We start from the raw sequence: 21,440 nt of genomic DNA, 5'->3' as shown, positions 1-21,440 counted from the left end.
TATGAACGCTTTAACCGCACTTTCTCCATTAGATGGACGTTACGCAAGCAAATGTGATGCTCTACGTCCCTTCCTCTCTGAGTTTGGTTTAATCCATGCTCGTGTGACTGTTGAAGTGCGTTGGTTACAAGCGCTTGCAAACCGTCCTGAAATCACTGAAGTTCCAGCGTTCAGTGCTGAAACTAACGCTGCGCTTGATGCAATTGTTGCGAACTTCTCTGAAGACAATGCAAACCGCATTAAAGAAATTGAACGTACAACAAACCATGACGTAAAAGCAGTTGAGTACTTCTTAAAAGAGCAAATCGCACATATCGATGAGCTTAAAAATGCAGGCGAATTCATTCACTTTGCATGTACATCAGAAGACATCAACAACTTGTCTCACGCTTTAATGCTTAAAAATGGCCGTGAAGTTTTAGTTGCAGCAATGCAGCAAATCATCGATTCAATCGTTGCTTTGGCTGAACAACACGCTGAACAACCAATGTTGTCTCGTACACATGGTCAAACTGCAAGCCCAACAACTTTGGGTAAAGAAATGGCGAACGTGGCTTACCGCCTTGCACGTCAAATCAAACAATTCAAACAAGTTGAACTTCTAGGTAAAATTAACGGTGCTGTAGGTAACTACAACGCTCATTACTCTGCTTATCCTGAAATTAACTGGCCTGCTCATTCTCAAGCTTTTGTAGAGTCTTTAGGTTTAACCTTCAACCCCTACACGACTCAGATTGAACCGCATGACTACATGGCGGAACTTTTTGATGCGCTACGTCGTTTCAACACAATCTTAATCGACTTTAACCGTGACGTTTGGGGATACATCTCACTTGGTTTCTTCAAACAACGTTTGAAAGAAGGCGAAGTTGGTTCTTCAACAATGCCACATAAAGTTAACCCAATTGACTTCGAAAACTCTGAAGGTAACTTGGGTATTGCGAATGCGGTATTGGCTCACCTTGGTGAAAAACTTCCTGTATCTCGTTGGCAGCGTGACTTAACTGACTCAACTGTGCTTCGTAACATGGGTGTTGGTTTTGCACAAAGCTTGATCGCATTTGAAGCTTGCTCTAAAGGTATTGGCAAACTTGAGTTGAATGCTCAACGTATTCTAGAAGACCTCGACCATGCTCAAGAAGTTCTTGCTGAACCAATTCAAACTGTAATGCGTCGTTATGCAGTTGAAAAACCATACGAAAAACTTAAAGCGCTTACTCGTGGTCAAGCAATGACTCGCGAAATGATGGTTGATTTCGTAAATGGTAACGAATTAGAAGCTGTTCCAGCTGCTGACCGTGCACGTCTTGCTGAAATGACACCTGCAACATATACAGGTAATGCATCAACTCAAGCAGCAAACATTAAAGATCTTATTTCTAAAATCTAATTTTAGATAGATCAAAAAAACGAGGCTTCATGCCTCGTTTTTTATTTATAATACTTCTTCTCTCTTTGAGATAAGGAGCATGCTCCGCAAGGAGATAGAAAATTTAGACGTAATTTTATTCTGCAGGGCAATATTTCGCCCAATCATCTTTCATCCGTTGTAATTCACAGCCTGTTAAAACATCTGAATAATAAACATAATATGTGGCATCGGGATATTGAATCTCATGGCGAAACATCATGCCGCGCAAAGATACAGAGAGCTCTTCTGGAAAATCATCTGTTAAATTAAGTTCTTCAAACTCATAGTTAAAATAACAATTTTGAGTCGCAATAAATGCCTCAACAACAGCCATAGTCACGTCCAAATATATAAACTTCGATATTCATCTGAGTTTAATACAATCTTTTTTAAAATACTTATCCCCAGCCGCAAACTAAAGACATTTGAAAAAATAATGCACAAATTCTAGCGCCGTCTAACTAACACTTTTCATCGCATTATGGCTATACTTGCCGCGAATTATAACCACTGCACACCGATAAAAATTTTGAGCTTTGCCTTTTCATGATTGATTTCAAATTAAAACTTAAGCACATCTTAGCTTTTGCATTATTAACTCTTGCCATTGTGATCGCCAGTATCCAACCTTTAGAAATGGAAGCGTATATCCTCCATCAAATCGGCACAGCGTTTATGCTGATCGTGTTGCTCGTTTTCCTCTATAAAATAGGGCTAACTTTCAGAACAGTTTGTCTATATCTTGGCTTTTTACTGATTCATGTCATTGGTGCCCATTATTTATATTCTTATGTACCCTATTCTGAATGGACACAAGCTCTCCTCGGTTTCAACCTTGATCAAAGCATGGGATGGAGTCGGAACATGTATGATCGGCTTGTACATCTTGCCTATGGATTGCTGCTCTACCCGTTCTTTTATCGCATATTTCAAATCTGGCTACCGCAGTTAAAAGCCGGAACACTCTTTTTATTGGTCGTACAATTCGTCATGGCGACCAGTTTATTTTATGAATGGATCGAATGGCTGATTGCCATTGGCTTATCACCAGAGGAGGCTGAAAATTACAATGGGCAACAAGGTGATATTTGGGATGCGCATAAAGATATGCTGCTTGCAACATTTGGTGCGATGATCACTGGCGGCCTTTTATATTTCAATCTGAAAAAATCTTAAATAAAAAAGCACTCATCCGAGTGCTTTTTTATCGCTATATTCATGAATGGATGTATTAATAATTAATAGAGTGGTAGCACATTTAAGGATTGATCTAACGGATCTAATGTGCCCCATGCTGTTTGGAACGCTGCATTCGAAACTGCTGTCCCACCCGATACAGGATTGATGGACGCATTTAAATAAGATGAATCATCTGATATTACATCAAGAGCATTGTTTGGCTCTTGATTGCTCAATAAGCTGTTCAAATCGATTTGATCATCAGAAATAAAAGAGCTTATTTCTTTTAAGCCAAAGCCCGACACACTGTGCTGCGCAAGTACATCAAATACATTATTATCATCTATTAACTGCGATGCTTGATCATGTAATTCATTCGAAGCCTGTTCTTCTGAGATCAAGAATAAACTCGCTTTAGCAACTGTCATCGCTTCAACTGTAAAATCAAATGCTGAGCTTTTGGCACTGGTATTTCCAGCTAGATCCGTTTGGGTAAAACTATAGCTATACTTACCTGCCGCTAAGTCAGATTCTGGTGTATACAACCATTTTCCACTGGTATCTGCTTTGACCGTTGCCACTGCGACGCCATTTTTATAAATGGTGATCGTGGCATTTGCCTCACCTTTGCCTTCAAAACTTGGGGTTGAATCTTGAGTGCTCTCCCCCTGTTTAATGGTGAGCTTTGTCGTCTCGCGATCATCATACACAGTCGTCAATGTCGGCGCGGATGGCGCAATGGTGTCCTTTGTACCAATCACTTGCGTGCTCTTTGAGCTATTGCCAGCGGCATCTGTCGCAGTCACTTGGACAACATTATTATCTGTTACTGCGCTGCTTAATTTCACCGTATAGCGACCATCGTCACCTACAGTTGCGGTACCAAGCGTATTTCCTGCACTGTTTTTAATGGTAATTTTGGCACCAATTTCAGCGCTTCCCGACACCTCTGTACCATCAGTATTGATTATTGCTGTTGGTGCAACGGGTGCCGTATTATCCGTTCCAGCAGTGACATTTAAAGGTAACGATTGATTCCCTGCTGCATCAACCACAATAATAGTTGTCTTATTACTATCCGACAGTGCTGGGGACAATGTCAGTTTAAATTGACCATTGGCATCTACCGTAGTGGTAGCAATGACTTTTAAATTTGCATCTAATATTTGAATGGTGCTATTGGCTTCGGCAGTACCAACCAGCTCAGTTCCGGCTTTATTCACTTCAATCTTAGGTTGATCAGGTCGAAGCGTATCTTTGCCCATCTCAACTGACTGCACTTCAGATTTGTTGCCGGCTTTATCTTCTACAATGACTTTAGCCGTCTCACCTGCTTGTAAAGTATTACTTAATGCAATGGAGAAATTGCCATCACTTGCCGCAGTCACAGGCCCACCTAAAAGCGTTGTGCCATCTGCAGCATAAACATAAACTTTTGCACCCGCTTCGGCAAAACCAGAGACAAACTTACCGCTTTCATCCACTTGTGCATTTGCAGCGTCCGGCGAAATTGTATCTTTATTACCCGTCAATATCGTCGATTGTGAACTATTTCCCGCCTTGTCTTTCGCGTACAAAATCACACGATTTCCGTCTGTAATCGCGTCATCTAAAGTAATTTTATAGTTGCCATCGGCATCTACTTTAGATTGACCAATCGTATTGCCTTTCGCATCTACGATATAAACCGTTGCACCCACTTCCGCCTTACCGGACACGACTTTTCCGTCACTATCAAAACTTCCAGTTGGCGTACTTGGCGCTGTTTTGTCATTGCTAGAAGATTTATCATCTTCTTTGTCAAAAGCCAGAAGATATACCGCTTCTGCACCTAAGATCGCCAATCCCGCCTTAAGTAGCGATGGCGAACCATCATCCTCACTTGCAACTTCCGTAGCTTGAGCAGGTGTTGTCGCCTGATTTAACTGTGTCGATGCACCTAAAGGTTGCATAAATTCATTCACAGAGCGATAGCTCACCGTTTTGCCATCGACATCCATTTCAACCAATTCAAATTGCTTTGGCCCACTATGTAAAACCAAAGAATTATCAGAGCCAAAGTCATCTGTATAAAAATGATCAATCACGATTTTTTGACCATTTTTCAGGGTAATCACACATTGATTTCCGACTCGATGGATCGACTGAATATCGGCTGGCTTGAGTTCTAACTGAATAACGGACGGTTGAGATATTTGTATTTTTGTGGCCTGAGTTTCTTTTAAAATCGTTTGATCTTTCTTTGATATCACGACAATTTTTGTCATTTCGCCCTCAGTGTTATTATGTAATAAACATCTAATAAATAATTAGTTAAGTACCTTATCAAATTGGTGCTGAACAGACAAACCATTCTGGATGTAAATTCATCAGAATTATTTTTATTTAATTTTTCACCTTAAATTCTACGCCAATAACAGCGGTTTCTATGGTTCTATCCATTTTAATATTTTAAATTCAGCCAAGTTTGGATAATCAAAATTATCAAAGTATTTATAAATGATTGCTGTTTATTAGCCGCGCTTGCTGCAATTTTCAAAGTAGCGTCATTTAGAATAAAAAAAGCTCACCGAAGTGAGCTTTAAAGACATCATAACAAAAACGATTTTAGAGTTTAGGATCACGCAACTGCACGAGACTCGAATTGGCTTTGCTCAATGACTCCATCACTTTAGACATGACTGCAGGAACCAATGAATCCGCAATTTGTGCTGCTTGTAAGCCCAACTTCTCACCAAGTGTTGGCTTTTTGCGGGTTTCAATCATATATACATCATGTTGTGGCATGAGACTTAATAGATATTCATCTGACGTTTGCAATTTGTCGACTAGATTAAGATCAATGGCATCTTGCCCATACCAATGCTCACCTGTTGCAACTTTATCGACATTGAGCTGAGGACGGTATTTTTCAACAAAGTGTTTAAACAAGTTATGCGTTTGCTGTAACTCTTCTTCAAATTTAGCTTTACCTTCAGCCGTATTTTCACCAAACATCGTTACGGTACGTTTGAACTGACCTGCTGTATACAACTCAAAATCGATATGCTTTTCTTTCAATAAACGGTTAAAGTTCGGCACTTGAGCAACCACACCAATCGACCCCACCACAGCAAATGGTGCTGAAACGATTTCATTTGCAATGCAAGCCATCATATAGCCACCGCTTGCCGCAACTTTGTCCACACAAATGGTTAAGTTAAATCCAGCATCGCGTAAACGTACCAATTGTGCAGCAGCTAGACCATAGCCATGCACCATCCCGCCTGGACTTTCTAAACGTAAAACCACGCGGTCGCGCCCAGCTTTTGCCGTCGCTAAGATTAGGGTAATTTCTTCACGTAGACTTGTCACCGCAGATGCAGCGGTATCACCATTAAAATCGATCACATAAATTTTTTGGTTATTCTTTTTACGTGCGCGCGCTTCTTTTGATAATTGTTGGCTTAGTTGCAGCAGCTCAAGTTTAGATGCAGTGGTTTGCGCAATTTTTTTTCGTTGTTCATTAATACGTGCATTTAAATGGCTTACACGAATTTCCGCAGGTAACTTGGGATTATGAAATAGCATAAAATTGAAACTCATTTAATTCATATTTATGTCGTATAACATGTGGGCTGCATCACAAAAATTCAATCTATTTTTTGAAAATAATTCTCATTGAGCCAAATTGAGTATTTTATTTCTACTAAGCTTTTTCTACCTAATCATAAAGTCCATAAAAAAAAGAGCCTTTCGGCTCTATTTTTAAACCGATTAGATTAACCAAAACGCCCGGTAATATACGCTTCAGTCAACTGATGATCCGGTTGAGTAAAGACTTTTTCAGTGGAATTCACTTCAATCAAATCACCCAAATGGAAATATGCGGTACGGTCAGATACACGCGCTGCTTGTTGCATCGAATGCGTCACAATCGCAATAGTATATTGCGCGGATAGCTCGGTGATGAGTTCTTCCACTTTTGCTGTTGCAATCGGATCGAGTGCTGAACAAGGCTCATCCATCAAAATCACTTCAGGACTGACTGCAATGGTTCGCGCAATACATAGACGTTGCTGCTGACCACCTGAAAGCCCCGTACCCGGTTGGTTCAAACGATCTTTCACTTCATCCCAAAGCCCCGCTTTACGCAGGCTATTTTCAACAATTTCTTCCATATCGTATTTGTCACGTGCCAATCCATGCAGTTTAGGACCATAAGCGACATTGTCAAAAATTGACTTTGGAAATGGGTTCGGCTTTTGGAAAACCATACCTACTTGGGCACGCAGTAACACCACATCAAGATTTGGATCATAGATGTCTTGATTATCCATGAGCACTTGTCCTGTCACACGACAAGAATCAATCGTGTCATTCATACGGTTGAGCGTACGCAGGAAAGTTGACTTACCACAACCAGACGGTCCAATAAAGGCAATCACTTCATTTTCATAAATGTTCAGATCAATGCCTTTGATCGCTTCAGATTCGCCATAGTACACATGCACATCATTGGTACTGATTTTCACATTGCTCGATTTCGCATCTTTTTTCGCGCTAGATTGCGTATCGAATTGTGATACAAACGCAGTATTGGTTTGTTTTTGGCTGCCCTGAGCAGAGGTAAATTGTGTTTGTTCTGGATTCACGGACTTATCCTGATATAAGGAATTCTTTTCAGTTGTAACAACGCTATTCATATAATGCCCTCAATTACCAGCGTACTTCAAATTTCTTACGTAACCAGATGGCTAAACTGTTTAAGCCGATCATGAGAGCAAGAAGTACAATGATTGCTGCTGCGGTACGTCCTTCAAAGAAGTTACGTAGCTCATTACCTTGCCAAAGGAAAATTTGTACAGGTAATGCAGTGGATTGATCTAAAGGAGTGGCTGGTACACTTGCTACAAAGGCACTCATACCAATCAATAATAATGGAGCAGTTTCTCCTAGGGCTTGCGCAACACCAATAATGGCACCAGTTAAGATACCTGGTAATGCCAGTGGCAAGACGTGGTGAAATACAGTTTGTAAACGTGATGCCCCCAAACCTAAAGCGGCTTGGCGGATCGATGGAGGAACAGCTTTTAGTGAAGCACGTGTGGTAATAATGACCGTTGGCAAAGTCATCAAACTTAAGACTAAACCACCAACCACAGGAGCCGAAAGCGGCATATGCATCCAACCAATAAAGATCGCTGCACCAAGCAAACCAAAGACAATCGAAGGAACCGCTGCTAGATTGTTAATATTGACTTCGACAACATCGGTAATCCAGTTTTTAGGTGCAAATTCTTCTAAGTAAATTGCGGATGCTACACCGATTGGAATCGAAATAATGATCACGATCAGCATCATAAATAACGACCCCATAAACGCCCCAGCTAAACCTGAAGTTGCAGGTGAGCTACGAGAGTCTGGATTCTTAAATATTTCAGTATTAAATGAGTTAGTAATAACACCATCAGCTTTAAGTTTATCTGCCAGTTGGCGTACTTCTGGGCTCAATTGTTGCTGTTCATCAGGCAAGCTGCGGTCAATATTACCAGCCAACCAGACATCGACATTAGCATCTGCAAGGATTTTAAAATCTTGTTTTTGACCAATCAATGACGGATCTGCCATTACCATGTCACGTAAGCGATAAGCTTCTGAACTTGTATATAAACTGTTGAGATCATCACGTTGTGAGGCAATCGCTGGATCTTTTGCTATGATGCCATTTACGATGAGCGCATCCCAATCCACCATGCCCATTTCAGTTTGCCAAGCAATGTAACGCTCTTGGAACTGTGCAGGTGATTCACCTTCTTTTTGAATTGGTTTCGCACCAACTTTGACAATGTTTGGATCAAAAAACACAGGTACCGTCATTGAGCTTTGCCAAAATGCAGGTAAACCTTTGGCTAAAATACTACCAAACAATAGCACGACGAAAAATAAACCAGTCACTACTGCACTAAAGCCCAAGACACGGAAGGTCTTTTCTTTACGATGTCTTTTCGCCAAAGAGTTTTCAATGATTTTCTTACGTTTTTCACGAAGCTCAGCGGCTGCATGTGAATCAAATTTTTGATCCATGTTTGATGTATTCGTCGTACTCATTCGTATTGCTCACGGTATTTACGCACAATGTACAGTGCAACAATATTCAGCCCTAAGGTAATCACAAACAGTGTTAAACCGAGTGCAAAAGCAACCAATGCTTGAGGACTCGCAAAGTCTGTATCACCTGTTAATTGGTTTACGATGGTAATGGTGACTGTCGACACTGCTTCGAGCGGATTAATGTGTAGTAAAGGACTGTTCCCTGCTGCAAGTACCACAATCATGGTTTCACCAATTGCACGAGATGCTGCCAATAAGAATGCACCGATAATGCCCGGCAAAGCTGCAGGTATCACTACTTGGCGAATCGTTTCTGATTTTGTTGCACCCAAACCGAGTGAACCGTCACGAAGCGCGCGAGGAACTTGAGTAATGATGTCATCAGATAATGATGAAACGAATGGGATAATCATAATCCCCATCACAAAGCCTGCTGTTAGAGCACTGGTTGCATTAATATCGAGTCCAATATATGCGCCAAGCTGTTTTGCAAAGGGTCCAATAATCATTAAGGCAAATACACCGTAAACGATGGTTGGAATACCTGCGAGAACTTCTATGGCAGGTTTTGCCCAAGCACGGAAACTTGGCTTTGCATATTCAGCCAAGTAAATAGCAATCATCAAACCAACAGGAACAGCAACCAATAGCGCAATACCACTGACCATGAGTGTGCCCCAAAGAAGTGGCAGCAAACCATAACTACCTTCGGCATTCCCTGACGTACTAAAACCGGGGTTCCATTCAGTGCCTAAGAAGAAATCGAGTGGACTGACAAAACTAAAGAAACGCATGGCTTCACTAAACATCGACATCACAATGCCAACTGTTGTCAGGATGGCGACACCGGAACATAATGCCAATGCGATATTAATGACTTTTTCGACTTGGTTACGTGCACGATATTTTTCTGCGATGCGGCGTTTAGCCATGACTAAACCAATCAATGCCGCACAAATCACAACGGCCAATTTTGCATATGAGCCGATACTTTCAATTTTCTTTAACTGTTCTGCTGCTGCAAGTTCATATGCAGCTGGGGTATCACTTACTCCAAAACCAGAAGCAATCGCTTGAACGCGGTCAACCATTACGCTCGTGCTTGCAGGATCTAAACTTAAACGAATATTTTCAGGAACATTATTTAAAATAACATGTTGAAAAATACTCGGTTCGACCAAGTTCCAAACAATCAAGATTAAAAAAGCGGGAATCCCACACCATAAAGCGACCAAAACACCATAATAGCCCGGTCGAGAATGCAGCATTGCTGAGTTATTCCCTTTACCTGCAAGTTTACGACTCTTGGTTAAGCCAACTTGATAGGCAATGGCAATAATCGCCAGCAACACACCAATGAGGAGCAGATTCATGTAATCTCCACTGTTTCTTCAATGACACATTTTGAAAAAACTGTTTCTTTGCAAAAAAACCAATGGCAGGTCGACCCTGCCATTGGCTAATTCCATACTTTTATTTAACAGCCTTACCCGCTTTGAAGTTTGCAAGTACCGCAGCACGTTCTTTGTCAGACATTGAAATCAGACCTGCTTTTTCAAGCTTAGAACCTTTACCAGATACTTTTTTGCTTACAAAGAATTCTGTAAATTCTTTCAAGCCTTTGATTGATTTAAGATGCTCACCTTTCACGTAGAAGAACAATGGACGTGATACAGGGTAAGAACCATTCAGAATTGTTTTCTCAGATGGCGCAACATTGTTTACTGTCGCTACACGTAATTTGTCACGGTTTTGATCATAGAAACCTAAACCGAATACACCTACAGCGTTAGGTGAAGTTTTTAAGCGTGCCAATGTCTCTGTATAGTCACCAGCAATTTCAATTACACGGCCATCTTTACGGAATGTAGAACATGCCTTTTTCTTTGCATCTTTATCTAGCTTCGCAAATGCTTGGTAAGTTTCACAGCCAGCATCTACCATTTTCTCTTGGAATACTTCACGAGTACCGTGATTTGACGCTGGAATGACCAATGTAATTGCTTCGTTAGGAAGAGTTGGATCAATTTGGTTCCAACGTGTGTATGGGTTTGGAACCAATTTACCTTTTGAAGGTAATTCAGCAGCAAGTGCAGCAAATACGTGCTGTGGGCGAAGTTTGAATGCCGCTTTTTTCGCATTTGAAGCAAATACGATACCGTCATATCCAACTTTAATTTCTAAGATTTGGTTAACGCCTGCTTTTTTACATGCGGCCAATTCAGTACCTTTAATTTTACGAGATGCGTTTGCAACGTCAATTGTGTTATCGCCTACACCATTACAAAATTGTTTCAAACCACCTGAAGTACCGCCTGAACCTACGACAGGTGCTTTAAATTGTGGGAATGTATTACCAAACTCTTCTGCAACAATACTTGCATAAGGCAGTACAGTTGAAGAACCAGCAATTTGGATCGTGTCACGAGCTGCATTTGCAGTTGTAGCGACTGTTGCCCCAGTAGTGAGTACCATAGCAAGTGCGATATGATTTAAGCGCATTCTCATCTCTCTTAATTGATGCATTTATTGGAGTACGCCACTTTTATTTTTAAAGTCTTGTACTTTTTCGATATCTGCATTTTGATTTTAGAGTATGACAGTTAGGTTACATCTTTATGACGCTTTTATGATAATTGATGATTGCTCATTGATTTAAATATAATTCTTTATTTTTCAATACGTAATGAAATTTATCAAAGTATTGGTCTTATTTATTTCTACTTTGATATTCGTAAGAATTCATGTCACTGTCATATTTTGTCTTATTTTCTTTTTTCAAATTGTCCTCTTTTTCTGAATGATGCACATTTGCATGTTCAATTTTTTATTCCATGTTATTCCAATAATTGAAATTTCATTACATTTTTAGTCCGCTCAATATGCAAGTTTACATAAAAAAAAAAGCCTAAAATGACCAGTAAAGCCAATGCGACATTTAATCCAGACTTGCCTGTGCATATGACTTTTGATGAACATGACTGGCACTTACTTGCAGAATATTGGTATCCGATTGCACTCGCTCGAGACATTACAAAACAGCCTTATGGCACCATGCTTTTAGATATGCCGCTCGTCATTTATAAAATGGGAGATGAACTGATTGTAGCTAAAGATGCCTGCCCACACCGCGGCGTACCCCTAAGTTTAGGCAAGAATGATGGTCAAGGCGTGGTCTGCCGATATAATAGCTTACGCTTTGATGAACATGGTCATTGCAACCGTATTCCTGCACATCCAGAACAGAAAATTTCACCGCACTTTAATTTACGCACCTATGCAGCGGTAGAGCGCTATGGTTTGATCAGGTGCAATCTGACGGCTCATTCTGAAGCTGAACCCAATATACCTAGCATGCCCAATTGGGAAGATGCAGATTTTCAACAATTGGTTTGTCCTACTATAGATTTTCAATGTTTTGCAGGCCGGCAGCTTGAAGGTTTTATTGATGTTGCGCATTTTGCATGGGTACACCCTGATACCTTTGGCAACCCTGCAAATGTAGAAGTACCTGACTACACGACCATCGAAACAGAAACTGGCTTTAATGCAGACTATTGGAGCAGTGTTGGGCGCTATCAAATTGGTTTAGAACAGCGCGGACAAAAGGGTTTCCAATGGCTGCGCCATTTTGAAATTCATCTGCCGTTTACTGCAACGCTGGCGATTCATTTTCCAAATAACAGCAAGCAAGTGATTATGAATGCGGCTTCACCGATGACTGCTCGTTCTACCCGCCTATTTGCTCCCATTTGCCGCAATTATGACAAAGACTTACCTGTCGAAGATGCTTATGACTTTAACCTGAAAATTTTTGAGGAAGACCGCCTTGTATCTGAATCGCAAAAGCCTGAATATTTACCCTTAGATTTAAGCATCGAGGCGCATTTTCCAGCGGACCGCAGTTCCAGCATGTACCGCAAATTATTGCGTAAAAAAGGTTTTAGTCCATTATTTGCGGCATAACATCAATATCGTATTGCATTCACCTCACCCTAACCCTCTCCTACAAGGAGAGGGAAACTCCTTTACAAGCCTTATATTGGTTATAAATATTGTGGTATCTCATTCATCAAATGATAAACATCAATGACTATCGCGACTGGCGACAGGGATGTCGCTGTAAGGTAAAGGTCACATGGATGTACCTTTTGCCTGAGAAGGATTTTAGTTACTTTGATCCCTCAAAGTAACAATCTGCCTACGCAGTAAACTATCATCTCCCAATGAAAAATTGCGGCCATGTAAAAATTAAGCGCCTTTTCATTTAAAACAAAAAAAAAGGAGCTCTTACGAGCCCCTTCACCTACAGCTACAAAATGACAATTAGTCAATTGCAGGTGTATATGTACCGTCAGCGATTGGGCCTTTGATACGGTCAGCTTCTGCAAGCACCAGAGCAAGCAAATTCTTCACGTTGTCTAAAGTCGCTACTGGGCTTAAAGTCGTCATTTTCAAAGATTGAACCTGACCTACTTTAGTAACACCAATATTCGCTTCACCACGTGCAAACAATTCGTCTGCTACGTTTTGGTTCAATGTATCTAACAATTCTGCTGGGTAACCTGCTGGTACTACACGGAACAATACCGATGCAAATTGAGGATCAACCAGCATTTCTAGACCGTCAGTGGCAGTAATATAGTCTGCAACATCACGTGTTAGACCTACACCATGATCAATCATGGAACCGTAAAGCTCTTCACCTAACGCTTCAACCGTCATCCACAATTTCAACGCGTCAAAACGGCGAGTTGTTTGTAGTGACTTAGATACTAAGTTAGGAACGCCATGCTCTTCATCATAAGCAGAGTTTAAATACTCAGCTTCATAATGCATGAAACGATAGTTCGATTCATCTTTAAGCAAAAATGCGCCACATGAAATCGTTTGGAAGTAATGCTTATGGAAATCAAGCGTTACCGAGTCAGACAGTTCAATACCATCTAACATTGAACGATAGTCATTTGAAAGAATCAGTGCACCGCCCCATGCTGCGTCGATATGCATCCACGCGTCATATTTGTTGGTGATTGCACGCACTTCTTTCAATGGGTCAATTGCGCCTGCATCGGTTGTACCCGCAGTTGCAACTACACATGCTACGATTTTACCTTCAGCTTGAAGGTGCGCCATGGTTTTCTCAAGTGCGTCCATATCCATGCGTGCGTTAGCATCTACAGGAACAGTCACAACAGATTGGAAGCCCATACCCATCATGGCCATGTTCTTTTGCACAGAGAAGTGTGCATTTTCAGAACAAATCACTTTGACATTACGCATTGCTTCCGCAGGTACGCCATCGCGCTGTACAGACCACGGGTTACCGTTTTCGTCTTTCCAGTTTTTAGCAATACATGCATCACGTGCAAGCAAAACGCCCATCAAGTTTGACTGCGTACCGCCAGAGGTGAATACACCTGCTTGACCTGCACCATAGCCAACTTTTTGGCGAAGCCAGTCAATTAACTGAACTTCCATCAATGAACCTGCAGGGCTTTGATCCCATGAGTCCATTGATTGGTTCGTTGCATTGATGAGCACTTCCGCGATTTGGCTTGTCACCATTGTCGGGCAATGCAAATGCGCTAAAGAATGTGGGTGATGTACTTTTAAGCTTTTATTTAAGAAAAGCTCAACCATACGGTCTAGTGATTTTTGAACGCCCATACCTTCTTTTGAAGGGTTGAACGCAATTGCACTACGAAGCTCTTTAATGCTACCGCCGGTGTACATTTTGTCATTTTGCAACCATGCAGAAACGGCTTTAACCGCTTCGCCCATTGCTGACTGATAGTCAGCAATGGATTGTGCATCATTGCAGAATAACGCTTTACGATGTTCTGCAAAATCAACCATTATTACGCGCCTCGAGTTGCAACAAGTGCTTCAGCAAGTGCTTTCTTGAAGCGAACGATCACTTCTTCACATTCAGCTTGGTTAATGATCAATGGGCAAAGTAAACGAATTACAGTACCGTTACGACCACCTTTTTCTAACAACAATTTGTTGTTGAAACATGCTGCTTGAATTGCTGCTGCCAATTGAGAATCACCTGGTAAAGAACCCATGTGATCTGCTTTTTGGCGTTCATCAACAATTTCAACACCAATCATCAAACCACGGCCACGTACGTTACCGATACATGGGAATTCTACCGCTAATTTTTTAATTTCAGCTTGTAAGAAGTCGCCACGCTCTTGCGCGTTTTGAGCCAAGTTTTGTTCTTTGATGGTTTTGATTGTTGCAAGACCAGTACCCATAGCAAGTTGGTTACCACGGAATGTACCCGTGTGACCCGCTGGTTGCCATGCGTCAAACTTACGTTTAATGCCCAATACTGCAAGTGGTAAGCTACCACCTACCGCTTTAGACATTACAATGACGTCTGGCTCAATACCTGCATGTTCAAAGGCAAACATTTTACCTGAACGTGCAAAGCCCGCTTGTACTTCATCAAGAATCAACACGATGTTGTGCTTTTCAGTCACTTCGCGGATTTTCTTTAACCATTTTACAGGTGCAGTCACTACACCGCCTTCGCCTTGGATTGCTTCCAAGATTACAGCTGCAGGTTTCGTTACACCGCTTTCTACGTCTTCAATGAAGTTTTCGAAATAATACGTTAATGCGTCTACACCCGCTTCACCACCTATGCCTAATGGGCAACGGTATTCATGCGGATACGGCATAAATTGAACACCCGGCATTAAGCCGTTCACAGCATTTTTAGCAGACAAGTTACCTGTCATTGCTAAAGAACCGTGAGTCATACCATGGTAGCCACCTGAGAAGCTGATTACTGAACTACGACCAGTGTAAGTTTTTGCTAATTTAATTGCTGCTTCTGTACCATCTGCACCAGACGGGCCACAGAACTGTAGACAATACTCTTCTTTACCACCAGGTAATTGCTCAAGTAGTGCTTCAGTAAAAGCATCTTTTAAAGGCGTTGTTAAATCCAAAGTATGCAATGGGAGGCCACTTGCAAGTGTGTCTTGGATACTTTGAATTACCGCAGGATGATTATGGCCTAATGCCAATGTTCCTGCCCCAGCTAAACAATCGAGGTACTCTGTACCTTCAACATCAGTAACCCAACAACCTAAAGCTTTTGCTATCGCAAGTGGAAGTTTACGCGGATAGCTACGAACATTGGATTCCATCTGGCTTTGGCGAGTCAAATAGTATTCGTTAGTAGAATTAGTGGCAGGGTTTACAGAAGAAACGCTCATATCGAATTACCATCTCTGATATGGGTTAAAAGAAATAAGTCGGGTGACTTGCGGTCCTTTGACTCGGTGCTTTATGAGTTCCAGTTAGTTTTAAGAGCTCTCTATATAATGGCTAACTAGAGGGCGGATGATACAGACTTTTTCAAGAAAATAAATCACTTTTATGATCAAATAAAAAGATAATTTAGAGAAAAAACAGATCTATTCCATGGATATCTTGAATTATCATCTTACAGTGTGACAAAACAAAGAAAACCTTTTTATTTTATGCTTTTTTACAACTTATGAATGATTATTGTAATCTTCAATTATTGAAACAACTAAGTACTGATTATTTAAATAAATATTCATCAAGCACTACATTTATTTTTCTTGAAAGATTTACAATCCCACCACAGATTTTCCTTTAATCCATCATAATCCCCTTTTAAGATAACAGCATAAGCTAAATTAGTCATTCTGAAAGAAGAATAGGTCATAACAATGCGTAAAATTATCTTATCCACTGTTTTATTAGCATCCGGTCTAGGTTTGGCAGCAGCAACTCAAGCAGCTGACCCACTCAATTACAACATCGTGAACATTCAGGCGGATGCTACTCGCCAAGTGTCGAACGACCAAATGTATGCCGTTTTATATATTGAAAAATCAAATAAACAACCGGCTGAACTTGCTACCCAAATCAACCAATTGATGACCCAAGCGGTAAACACAGCCCGTAAATACCCTGCGGTAAAAATCGAAACGGGATCTCAAAGCACCTACCCGATTTATGACAATGACAGTCGTAAATTGAAAGAATGGCGTGGTCGTGCCGAAGTGCGTTTAGAAAGTACAGACTTTAAAGCAGCTAGCCAATTGGTGAGCGAGTTACAACAAAATTTCCAAACTCAATCCATCAGCTTTAGTGTGTCAGATGCACAGCGTAAAAAAGTTGAAAATGAACTGATGGTTGAAGTATCCAAAAACTTTCAACAACGTGCCCAAGCGCTCGCTCAGGCATGGAATAAATCAGGCTACAACTTAGTTAATATTAATTTAAATACCAGCAATTATGGTGGTCAGCCAGTTCCGCGTATGGCGATGATGAAAGCTGCAAGTGCCGATGCTATTCCTGAACAAGAAATGGCAGGTGGCGAATCTAAAATCACGGTAAATGCCAACGGTACCATCCAGTTTAAATAATTAAGTATATTTCAAGAAACCGTGCTTTAGCGCGGTTTTTTTGACTATAAATTACACCTATTCTTTATTTAAATTAAAAAGTCTATTAGCTTAATCATATTCATAGTTTTAAATGATAATCATCCTTATTTAAATTTATCGCATGCAAGATTATGATACGCGCTCTCTCTCCATTGCTCACACTTTTATGTATAGTTCAAGCAAAAAATCTCCAAAGCTTCAAAATTTCCCGTTATTACCGCTAACTATTGCCGTAGGTATAAGCATGGTTGCCACTATGGCTTCTGCTGCTGAAAATACAGAGACCGCGCAAGCTGATGTTTTACCGACCATCACCATTGAAACTCAAGGGAACTGGCTGGAAAACGCCAATGAAAAGAAGGTGCAAAAGCATGCCGGTGCGCGGACCATCATTGACCGTAAACGCTTAAACGAAAGCGCAGCAACATCTCTTAAAGATGCGTTACGCCAAGTTCCTGGTGTTCAGGTTCAAGAAAATAATGGTACTGGCGGTAGCGATGTTTCATTAAATATTGGCGTTCGTGGATTAACTTCTCGCCTCTCTCCACGTTCAACTGTGTTGATCGATGGCATACCAATGTCATTTGCACCGTATGGCCAACCACAGCTTTCGATGGCGCCTGTCTCTTTAGGAAATATAGAATCTGTTGACGTAGTCCGTGGTGCAGGTTCTGTCCGTTTTGGGCCACAAAATGTCGGCGGTATTATCAACTTTGCCACACGTAGCATTCCTGAAGACTTTAAAGGTACCATGGCATTAAACTCTGAATATGCGACAGGTACAGATCAGGTAAAATTAAGTCCTAGTCTGTTTGTTGGTGGAACATTAGATAATAGTTTAGGTCTTGCCTTGCTTTATTCAGGCACTAAAGGCAACGGTTATCGTGAAGCAAACAATAAAAATGACATTGATGATGTCATGTTAAAAACCGCTTATGACATCACTGATCAGGATAAAATCGCATTAAATTTCCATCACTACGATGGTACAGGTGAAATGCCTGAAGGTTTAAGTGCTGCTGAATTCGAAGCAAATCCGTATCAAACGTCGCATTATCGTGACTTTTTCACTGGCCGTCGTTCAGATGTATCCTTACGTTATACACATAAAGATGACACGAATAACTTTGAACTTTTAAGTTATTACATCGATTCATTCCGTACCAGCAACCTTGAATCCACATTAACCAATGGTAATCATCGCTTAGATACTTCACCACGTGATTATAAAGTCTTTGCCATTGAGCCACGTTATTCTCGTAGCTATAGCTTAGGTAGCACGCTGAATGAAGTGACTGTAGGCTACCGTTATATGGATGAAGAAAGCACCGAGTTCGCAGGCCGTACTGAATACGCTGCAGATGCTGAACCCGGTCAGTTTATAGCACGTACCCGCAGTGCGGGTGGCACCAAAGCACACGCAGCTTATATCGATAACCGTATAGAATTGGGTAAATGGAATATTACACCGGGCGTTCGTTTTGAATCGATTGATACGCAAAACAGTTTTAGTGCCTATAAAAATGGCGTATTACAAAATACTGTTCATCCCTCGATCCAATCAGACGAATTTTTACCAAGTTTAGCTGTCCTATATAAAGCAACAGACCATTGGAATTTCTTTGCTAATGCCGGTGTATCTTTTGGTCCACAGCAATATAACCAATTAGCAAAAACACAAGGCACTACAGCGGTCACCACCTTAGATGGCTTACATCCTGAAAAGTCTAATAACTATGAAATTGGTACAAAATATTTAGGCAATGGTTTGAATGCTGAATTGACTGCGTTTTATCTAGATTTTGACAAAGAACTGATTTTAGAACGTGATGCTGCAAACAATGGCATTTGGACTGACCTCGGTGCTACAAGTCATAAAGGGATCGAAACCGGTTTTAGCTATGACTTTGGACATTTAGCTGACACCCTCGAAGGCTTGAAAGCCTATGGTAATTACACCTATACCAAGGCAGTTGCTGAAGCAGGTAATTTCAAAGGTAAGGACTTGCCATTCTATTCACAAAATGTCGCAAACTTTGGCTTAGGCTATAAATATGATGCTTGGTCAATCAACGCCGACATGTATGCACAATCTAAACAACGTGCACCCGGCAACCAAGATTCGGGGATCTATCAAACTGAAGAAACTGCAAACGGTAAACTGGGCGATATTCCTGGCTATTCAACTTTCGCTGTACGTACAGGCTATGACTTTAGCGGTTCGCTGCAAGGGGTTAAAGTTGCCGCTGGCATTAAGAATGTCTTTGATAAACAGTATTTCACCCGTTCATCAGATGCAACAGGTGGTAAATATATAGGGCAACCACGTACCTTCTTCTTACAAACTTCATTCGACTTTTAAGCTGGTCTAAATATCAAAATCCCACCGCGTGTGGGATTTTTATTGAACAATACATATGGACATCCACATATTCATATGTAAAGATATATGTAAATCCATATATGCAGATAAACATGGAACAGACTGAATTTTTCAAATTACTTGCAGATGAGACTCGTCTGAACATCATCATGCTGTTGGCTTGTAAAGGTGAACTCTGCGTCTGCGAACTCACTGAGTCCCTTGAATTGAGCCAACCTAAAATTTCGCGTCATTTGGCATTACTGCGTTCATCAGGTGTGCTGAGTGATCAACGTAAAGGTCAATGGGTCTATTACTCCATTCACCCTGCACTGCCTACTTGGTGTACACAAATACTCGATATCATGCGTCACCAAGAACGATTTAAAGACCTCGATTTAAACTCCCCGAAAGGCACTACCACATTGTGTGAAACGCTATGAATTTTTTATTTCTATGTACTGGCAATAGCTGCCGCAGCATTTTATCCGAAGTACTGTTTAACAAGCGTGCCCCTGAAGGTTTCCGTGCCTATAGCGCAGGCAGTAAACCTTCAGGACAAGTCCACCCATTTACCTTAAAAACCCTACATAACCTCAATCTACCGACTGAGGGCTTGTCGAGTAAAACCATCACAGCATGTGAACAATACCAACCCGATGTGGTAATTACTGTCTGTGGTTCTGCAGCTCAAGAAGCTTGCCCAATTTACTTAGGCTCTGCCATCAAAGCACACTGGGGCTTAGAAGATCCTTCCCATTTAGAGCTTGCAGATGACATCAAACTTGCAGCTTTTCTTGATACCGTGGCACATATTAACCGCCGTTTAGATGCTTTATTTGCACTCGATTTTAAGCAATTAAGTCGTGAAGAGCTTAACAAAGAAATCCAAAAAATTTCAGAGATTCAATAATGGCTGCTGCAAAACTGTCATTTCTAGACCGCAATCTCACGCTATGGATTTTTATCGCAATGGGGCTAGGCATTGCGATTGGCGTGTATATTCCAAGTGCTTCAAGGGCTTTAAATCAACTCAATATCGGTGATGTCAATATTGCGATTGCCATTGGTTTAATCCTCATGATGTATCCGCCTTTGGCTAAAGTGGATTACAAAGCCCTGCCTGAAGTGTTTAAAGATAAACGTACCTTATACCTATCACTGGTTCAAAATTGGTTAATTGCGCCTTGCCTGATGTTTATTTTGGCGATCGTTTTTTTACAACACTACCCTGAATACATGACCGGTTTGATTCTGATTGGTTTAGCACGTTGTATTGCAATGGTTCTGGTTTGGAATGATCTCGCTTGTGGGGACAACCAATACGTTACGGCTTTAGTGGCATTTAACAGTATTTTCCAAATTGCATTTTTTAGTACCTACGCATGGTTCTTTTTGAGTTTTTTACCGCCATATTTTGGTATCGAAGCACAAGTGATCCAAGTCAGCTTTTGGACCATCACACATGCAGTATTGGTGTATCTAGGTATTCCCTTCCTGCTCGGTTTCCTGACGCGTGCCATATTGGTAAAACAAAAAGGTCTGGCTTGGTATAAAAATCAATTTATACCCAAAATCAGCCCCATCAGTTTAATGGCATTACTCTTTACCATTGTGGTGATGTTTAGCCTCAAAGGTGCAGATGTCGTGAGCCTTCCGATGGATGTACTGCGTATTGCCATTCCCCTCACAATCTACTTTGTGGTGATGTTTTTCATTAGCTTTTTGATGAGCAAATGGATGGGCAATAACTACGCCAAAACCACTGCGATATCCTTTACAGCAGCAGGTAATAATTTTGAACTTGCCCTCGCTGTTGCCATCGCGACCTTTGGCATTGCATCTCCGATTGCATTTACCACGATTATTGGCCCATTGGTTGAAGTGCCTGTGCTTATTGCATTAGTGAGTGTATCGCTATGGTTAAAACGCAAATGGTATAAAGAGAACTAAA

The 21,440-nt window shown here is 41.0% G+C and carries 17 protein-coding genes; 8 read left to right on the top strand and 9 right to left on the bottom strand.

What is annotated here, in order from left to right; translation table 11 throughout:
• The first annotated feature begins 1 nt into the window (after nucleotide 1).
• Nucleotides 2-1,390: an adenylosuccinate lyase gene (gene purB, locus M5F03_RS08125; protein WP_180023456.1), complete on the top strand. Its 1,389-nt coding sequence runs from the start codon at nucleotides 2-4 to the stop codon at nucleotides 1,388-1,390.
• Nucleotides 1,391-1,505: 115 nt separating this feature from the next.
• Here purB and M5F03_RS08120 read toward each other — a convergent pair whose 3' ends face one another.
• The gene (locus tag M5F03_RS08120) at nucleotides 1,506-1,745 is read right to left on the bottom strand and encodes a hypothetical protein (RefSeq protein ID WP_180023455.1); all 240 of its coding nucleotides are present in this window, start codon (nucleotides 1,743-1,745) and stop codon (nucleotides 1,506-1,508) included.
• A 212-nt stretch (nucleotides 1,746-1,957) separates the two neighbouring features.
• Between M5F03_RS08120 and M5F03_RS08115 the strand changes: the two genes are divergently transcribed.
• Nucleotides 1,958-2,587 (top strand): DUF2238 domain-containing protein, encoded by a 630-nt coding sequence (locus tag M5F03_RS08115; RefSeq protein WP_249707903.1) that lies wholly within the window; start codon nucleotides 1,958-1,960, stop codon nucleotides 2,585-2,587.
• Between the two features lie 62 nt (nucleotides 2,588-2,649).
• Here M5F03_RS08115 and M5F03_RS08110 read toward each other — a convergent pair whose 3' ends face one another.
• The 6 genes from M5F03_RS08110 to M5F03_RS08085 form a co-directional block, all read right to left on the bottom strand.
• On the bottom strand, nucleotides 2,650-4,857 hold the full coding sequence (locus M5F03_RS08110; protein ID WP_249707901.1) for an Ig-like domain-containing protein: 2,208 nt from the start codon (nucleotides 4,855-4,857) through the stop codon (nucleotides 2,650-2,652).
• A gap of 340 nt (nucleotides 4,858-5,197) precedes the next feature.
• Nucleotides 5,198-6,160 (bottom strand): protease SohB, encoded by a 963-nt coding sequence (gene sohB / locus M5F03_RS08105; RefSeq protein WP_078190186.1) that lies wholly within the window; start codon nucleotides 6,158-6,160, stop codon nucleotides 5,198-5,200.
• A 191-nt stretch (nucleotides 6,161-6,351) separates the two neighbouring features.
• Nucleotides 6,352-7,275 (bottom strand): phosphate ABC transporter ATP-binding protein PstB, encoded by a 924-nt coding sequence (gene pstB / locus M5F03_RS08100; RefSeq protein WP_218945842.1) that lies wholly within the window; start codon nucleotides 7,273-7,275, stop codon nucleotides 6,352-6,354.
• 13 nt (nucleotides 7,276-7,288) lie between these two features.
• Nucleotides 7,289-8,680: a phosphate ABC transporter permease PstA gene (pstA, locus tag M5F03_RS08095; protein WP_078191850.1), complete on the bottom strand. Its 1,392-nt coding sequence runs from the start codon at nucleotides 8,678-8,680 to the stop codon at nucleotides 7,289-7,291.
• Nucleotides 8,677-10,056, bottom strand: coding sequence for a phosphate ABC transporter permease subunit PstC (gene pstC, locus M5F03_RS08090; RefSeq protein ID WP_180023450.1), 1,380 nt, complete (start codon nucleotides 10,054-10,056; stop codon nucleotides 8,677-8,679). The genes pstA and pstC overlap by 4 nt, the downstream gene beginning before the upstream one ends.
• A 100-nt stretch (nucleotides 10,057-10,156) precedes the next feature.
• Nucleotides 10,157-11,185 (bottom strand): substrate-binding domain-containing protein, encoded by a 1,029-nt coding sequence (locus M5F03_RS08085; protein ID WP_111884206.1) that lies wholly within the window; start codon nucleotides 11,183-11,185, stop codon nucleotides 10,157-10,159.
• Between the two features lie 411 nt (nucleotides 11,186-11,596).
• Between M5F03_RS08085 and M5F03_RS08080 the strand changes: the two genes are divergently transcribed.
• Nucleotides 11,597-12,649, top strand: coding sequence for a Rieske 2Fe-2S domain-containing protein (locus M5F03_RS08080; RefSeq protein WP_249707899.1), 1,053 nt, complete (start codon nucleotides 11,597-11,599; stop codon nucleotides 12,647-12,649).
• A 360-nt stretch (nucleotides 12,650-13,009) separates the two neighbouring features.
• Here the strand turns inward: M5F03_RS08080 and M5F03_RS08075 are convergent, their stop codons facing one another.
• A complete protein-coding gene (locus M5F03_RS08075; protein WP_249707897.1) occupies nucleotides 13,010-14,542 on the bottom strand; it encodes a pyridoxal phosphate-dependent decarboxylase family protein in 1,533 nt (510 codons plus the stop codon).
• A gap of 2 nt (nucleotides 14,543-14,544) precedes the next feature.
• Nucleotides 14,545-15,918, bottom strand: coding sequence for a diaminobutyrate--2-oxoglutarate transaminase (locus M5F03_RS08070; protein ID WP_180035339.1), 1,374 nt, complete (start codon nucleotides 15,916-15,918; stop codon nucleotides 14,545-14,547).
• A 483-nt stretch (nucleotides 15,919-16,401) separates the two neighbouring features.
• Here M5F03_RS08070 and M5F03_RS08065 point away from each other — a divergent pair, with 483 nt between their 5' ends.
• The 5 genes from M5F03_RS08065 (at nucleotide 16,402) to arsB (ending at nucleotide 21,439) form a co-directional block, all read left to right on the top strand.
• Complete coding sequence (locus M5F03_RS08065) at nucleotides 16,402-17,103, top strand: SIMPL domain-containing protein (protein WP_249707892.1); 702 nt, start codon at nucleotides 16,402-16,404, stop codon at nucleotides 17,101-17,103.
• A 142-nt stretch (nucleotides 17,104-17,245) separates the two neighbouring features.
• Nucleotides 17,246-19,486, top strand: coding sequence for a TonB-dependent receptor family protein (locus M5F03_RS08060; RefSeq protein ID WP_372491134.1), 2,241 nt, complete (start codon nucleotides 17,246-17,248; stop codon nucleotides 19,484-19,486).
• 113 nt (nucleotides 19,487-19,599) lie between these two features.
• Entirely contained in the window at nucleotides 19,600-19,929 is a 330-nt protein-coding gene (locus M5F03_RS08055) for a metalloregulator ArsR/SmtB family transcription factor (protein ID WP_249707887.1), read from the top strand.
• The gene (locus M5F03_RS08050) at nucleotides 19,926-20,399 is read left to right on the top strand and encodes an arsenate reductase ArsC (protein ID WP_180076934.1); all 474 of its coding nucleotides are present in this window, start codon (nucleotides 19,926-19,928) and stop codon (nucleotides 20,397-20,399) included. The genes M5F03_RS08055 and M5F03_RS08050 overlap by 4 nt, the downstream gene beginning before the upstream one ends.
• On the top strand, nucleotides 20,399-21,439 hold the full coding sequence (arsB, locus tag M5F03_RS08045; protein WP_249707886.1) for an ACR3 family arsenite efflux transporter: 1,041 nt from the start codon (nucleotides 20,399-20,401) through the stop codon (nucleotides 21,437-21,439). Before M5F03_RS08050 ends, arsB begins: the two co-directional genes overlap by 1 nt.
• Nucleotide 21,440 lies beyond the last annotated feature (1 nt).

Origin of the sequence: Acinetobacter amyesii, from assembly GCF_023499985.1 — a bacterium.
GTDB classification, from domain to species: Bacteria; Pseudomonadota; Gammaproteobacteria; order Pseudomonadales; family Moraxellaceae; genus Acinetobacter; species Acinetobacter amyesii.
This window is presented reverse-complemented; position numbering and strand designations above follow the sequence as displayed.

Bases quoted from the DNA above. Each gene is read 5' to 3' on its own strand.
- M5F03_RS08115 (WP_249707903.1), top strand. From the start codon at position 1,958: ATGATTGATTTCAAATTAAAACTTAAGCACATCTTAGCTTTTGCATTA.
- purB (WP_180023456.1), top strand. From the start codon at position 2: ATGAACGCTTTAACCGCACTTTCTCCATTAGATGGACGTTACGCAAGC.
- M5F03_RS08050 (WP_180076934.1), top strand. From the start codon at position 19,926: ATGAATTTTTTATTTCTATGTACTGGCAATAGCTGCCGCAGCATTTTA.
- M5F03_RS08070 (WP_180035339.1), bottom strand. From the start codon at position 15,918: ATGAGCGTTTCTTCTGTAAACCCTGCCACTAATTCTACTAACGAATAC.
- M5F03_RS08080 (WP_249707899.1), top strand. From the start codon at position 11,597: ATGACCAGTAAAGCCAATGCGACATTTAATCCAGACTTGCCTGTGCAT.
- M5F03_RS08110 (WP_249707901.1), bottom strand. From the start codon at position 4,857: ATGACAAAAATTGTCGTGATATCAAAGAAAGATCAAACGATTTTAAAA.
- sohB (WP_078190186.1), bottom strand. From the start codon at position 6,160: ATGCTATTTCATAATCCCAAGTTACCTGCGGAAATTCGTGTAAGCCAT.
- pstC (WP_180023450.1), bottom strand. From the start codon at position 10,056: ATGAATCTGCTCCTCATTGGTGTGTTGCTGGCGATTATTGCCATTGCC.
- M5F03_RS08060 (WP_372491134.1), top strand. From the start codon at position 17,246: ATGCAAGATTATGATACGCGCTCTCTCTCCATTGCTCACACTTTTATG.
- M5F03_RS08085 (WP_111884206.1), bottom strand. From the start codon at position 11,185: ATGCGCTTAAATCATATCGCACTTGCTATGGTACTCACTACTGGGGCA.
- M5F03_RS08075 (WP_249707897.1), bottom strand. From the start codon at position 14,542: ATGGTTGATTTTGCAGAACATCGTAAAGCGTTATTCTGCAATGATGCA.
- arsB (WP_249707886.1), top strand. From the start codon at position 20,399: ATGGCTGCTGCAAAACTGTCATTTCTAGACCGCAATCTCACGCTATGG.
- M5F03_RS08055 (WP_249707887.1), top strand. From the start codon at position 19,600: ATGGAACAGACTGAATTTTTCAAATTACTTGCAGATGAGACTCGTCTG.
- M5F03_RS08065 (WP_249707892.1), top strand. From the start codon at position 16,402: ATGCGTAAAATTATCTTATCCACTGTTTTATTAGCATCCGGTCTAGGT.
- M5F03_RS08120 (WP_180023455.1), bottom strand. From the start codon at position 1,745: ATGGCTGTTGTTGAGGCATTTATTGCGACTCAAAATTGTTATTTTAAC.
- pstA (WP_078191850.1), bottom strand. From the start codon at position 8,680: ATGAGTACGACGAATACATCAAACATGGATCAAAAATTTGATTCACAT.
- pstB (WP_218945842.1), bottom strand. From the start codon at position 7,275: ATGAATAGCGTTGTTACAACTGAAAAGAATTCCTTATATCAGGATAAG.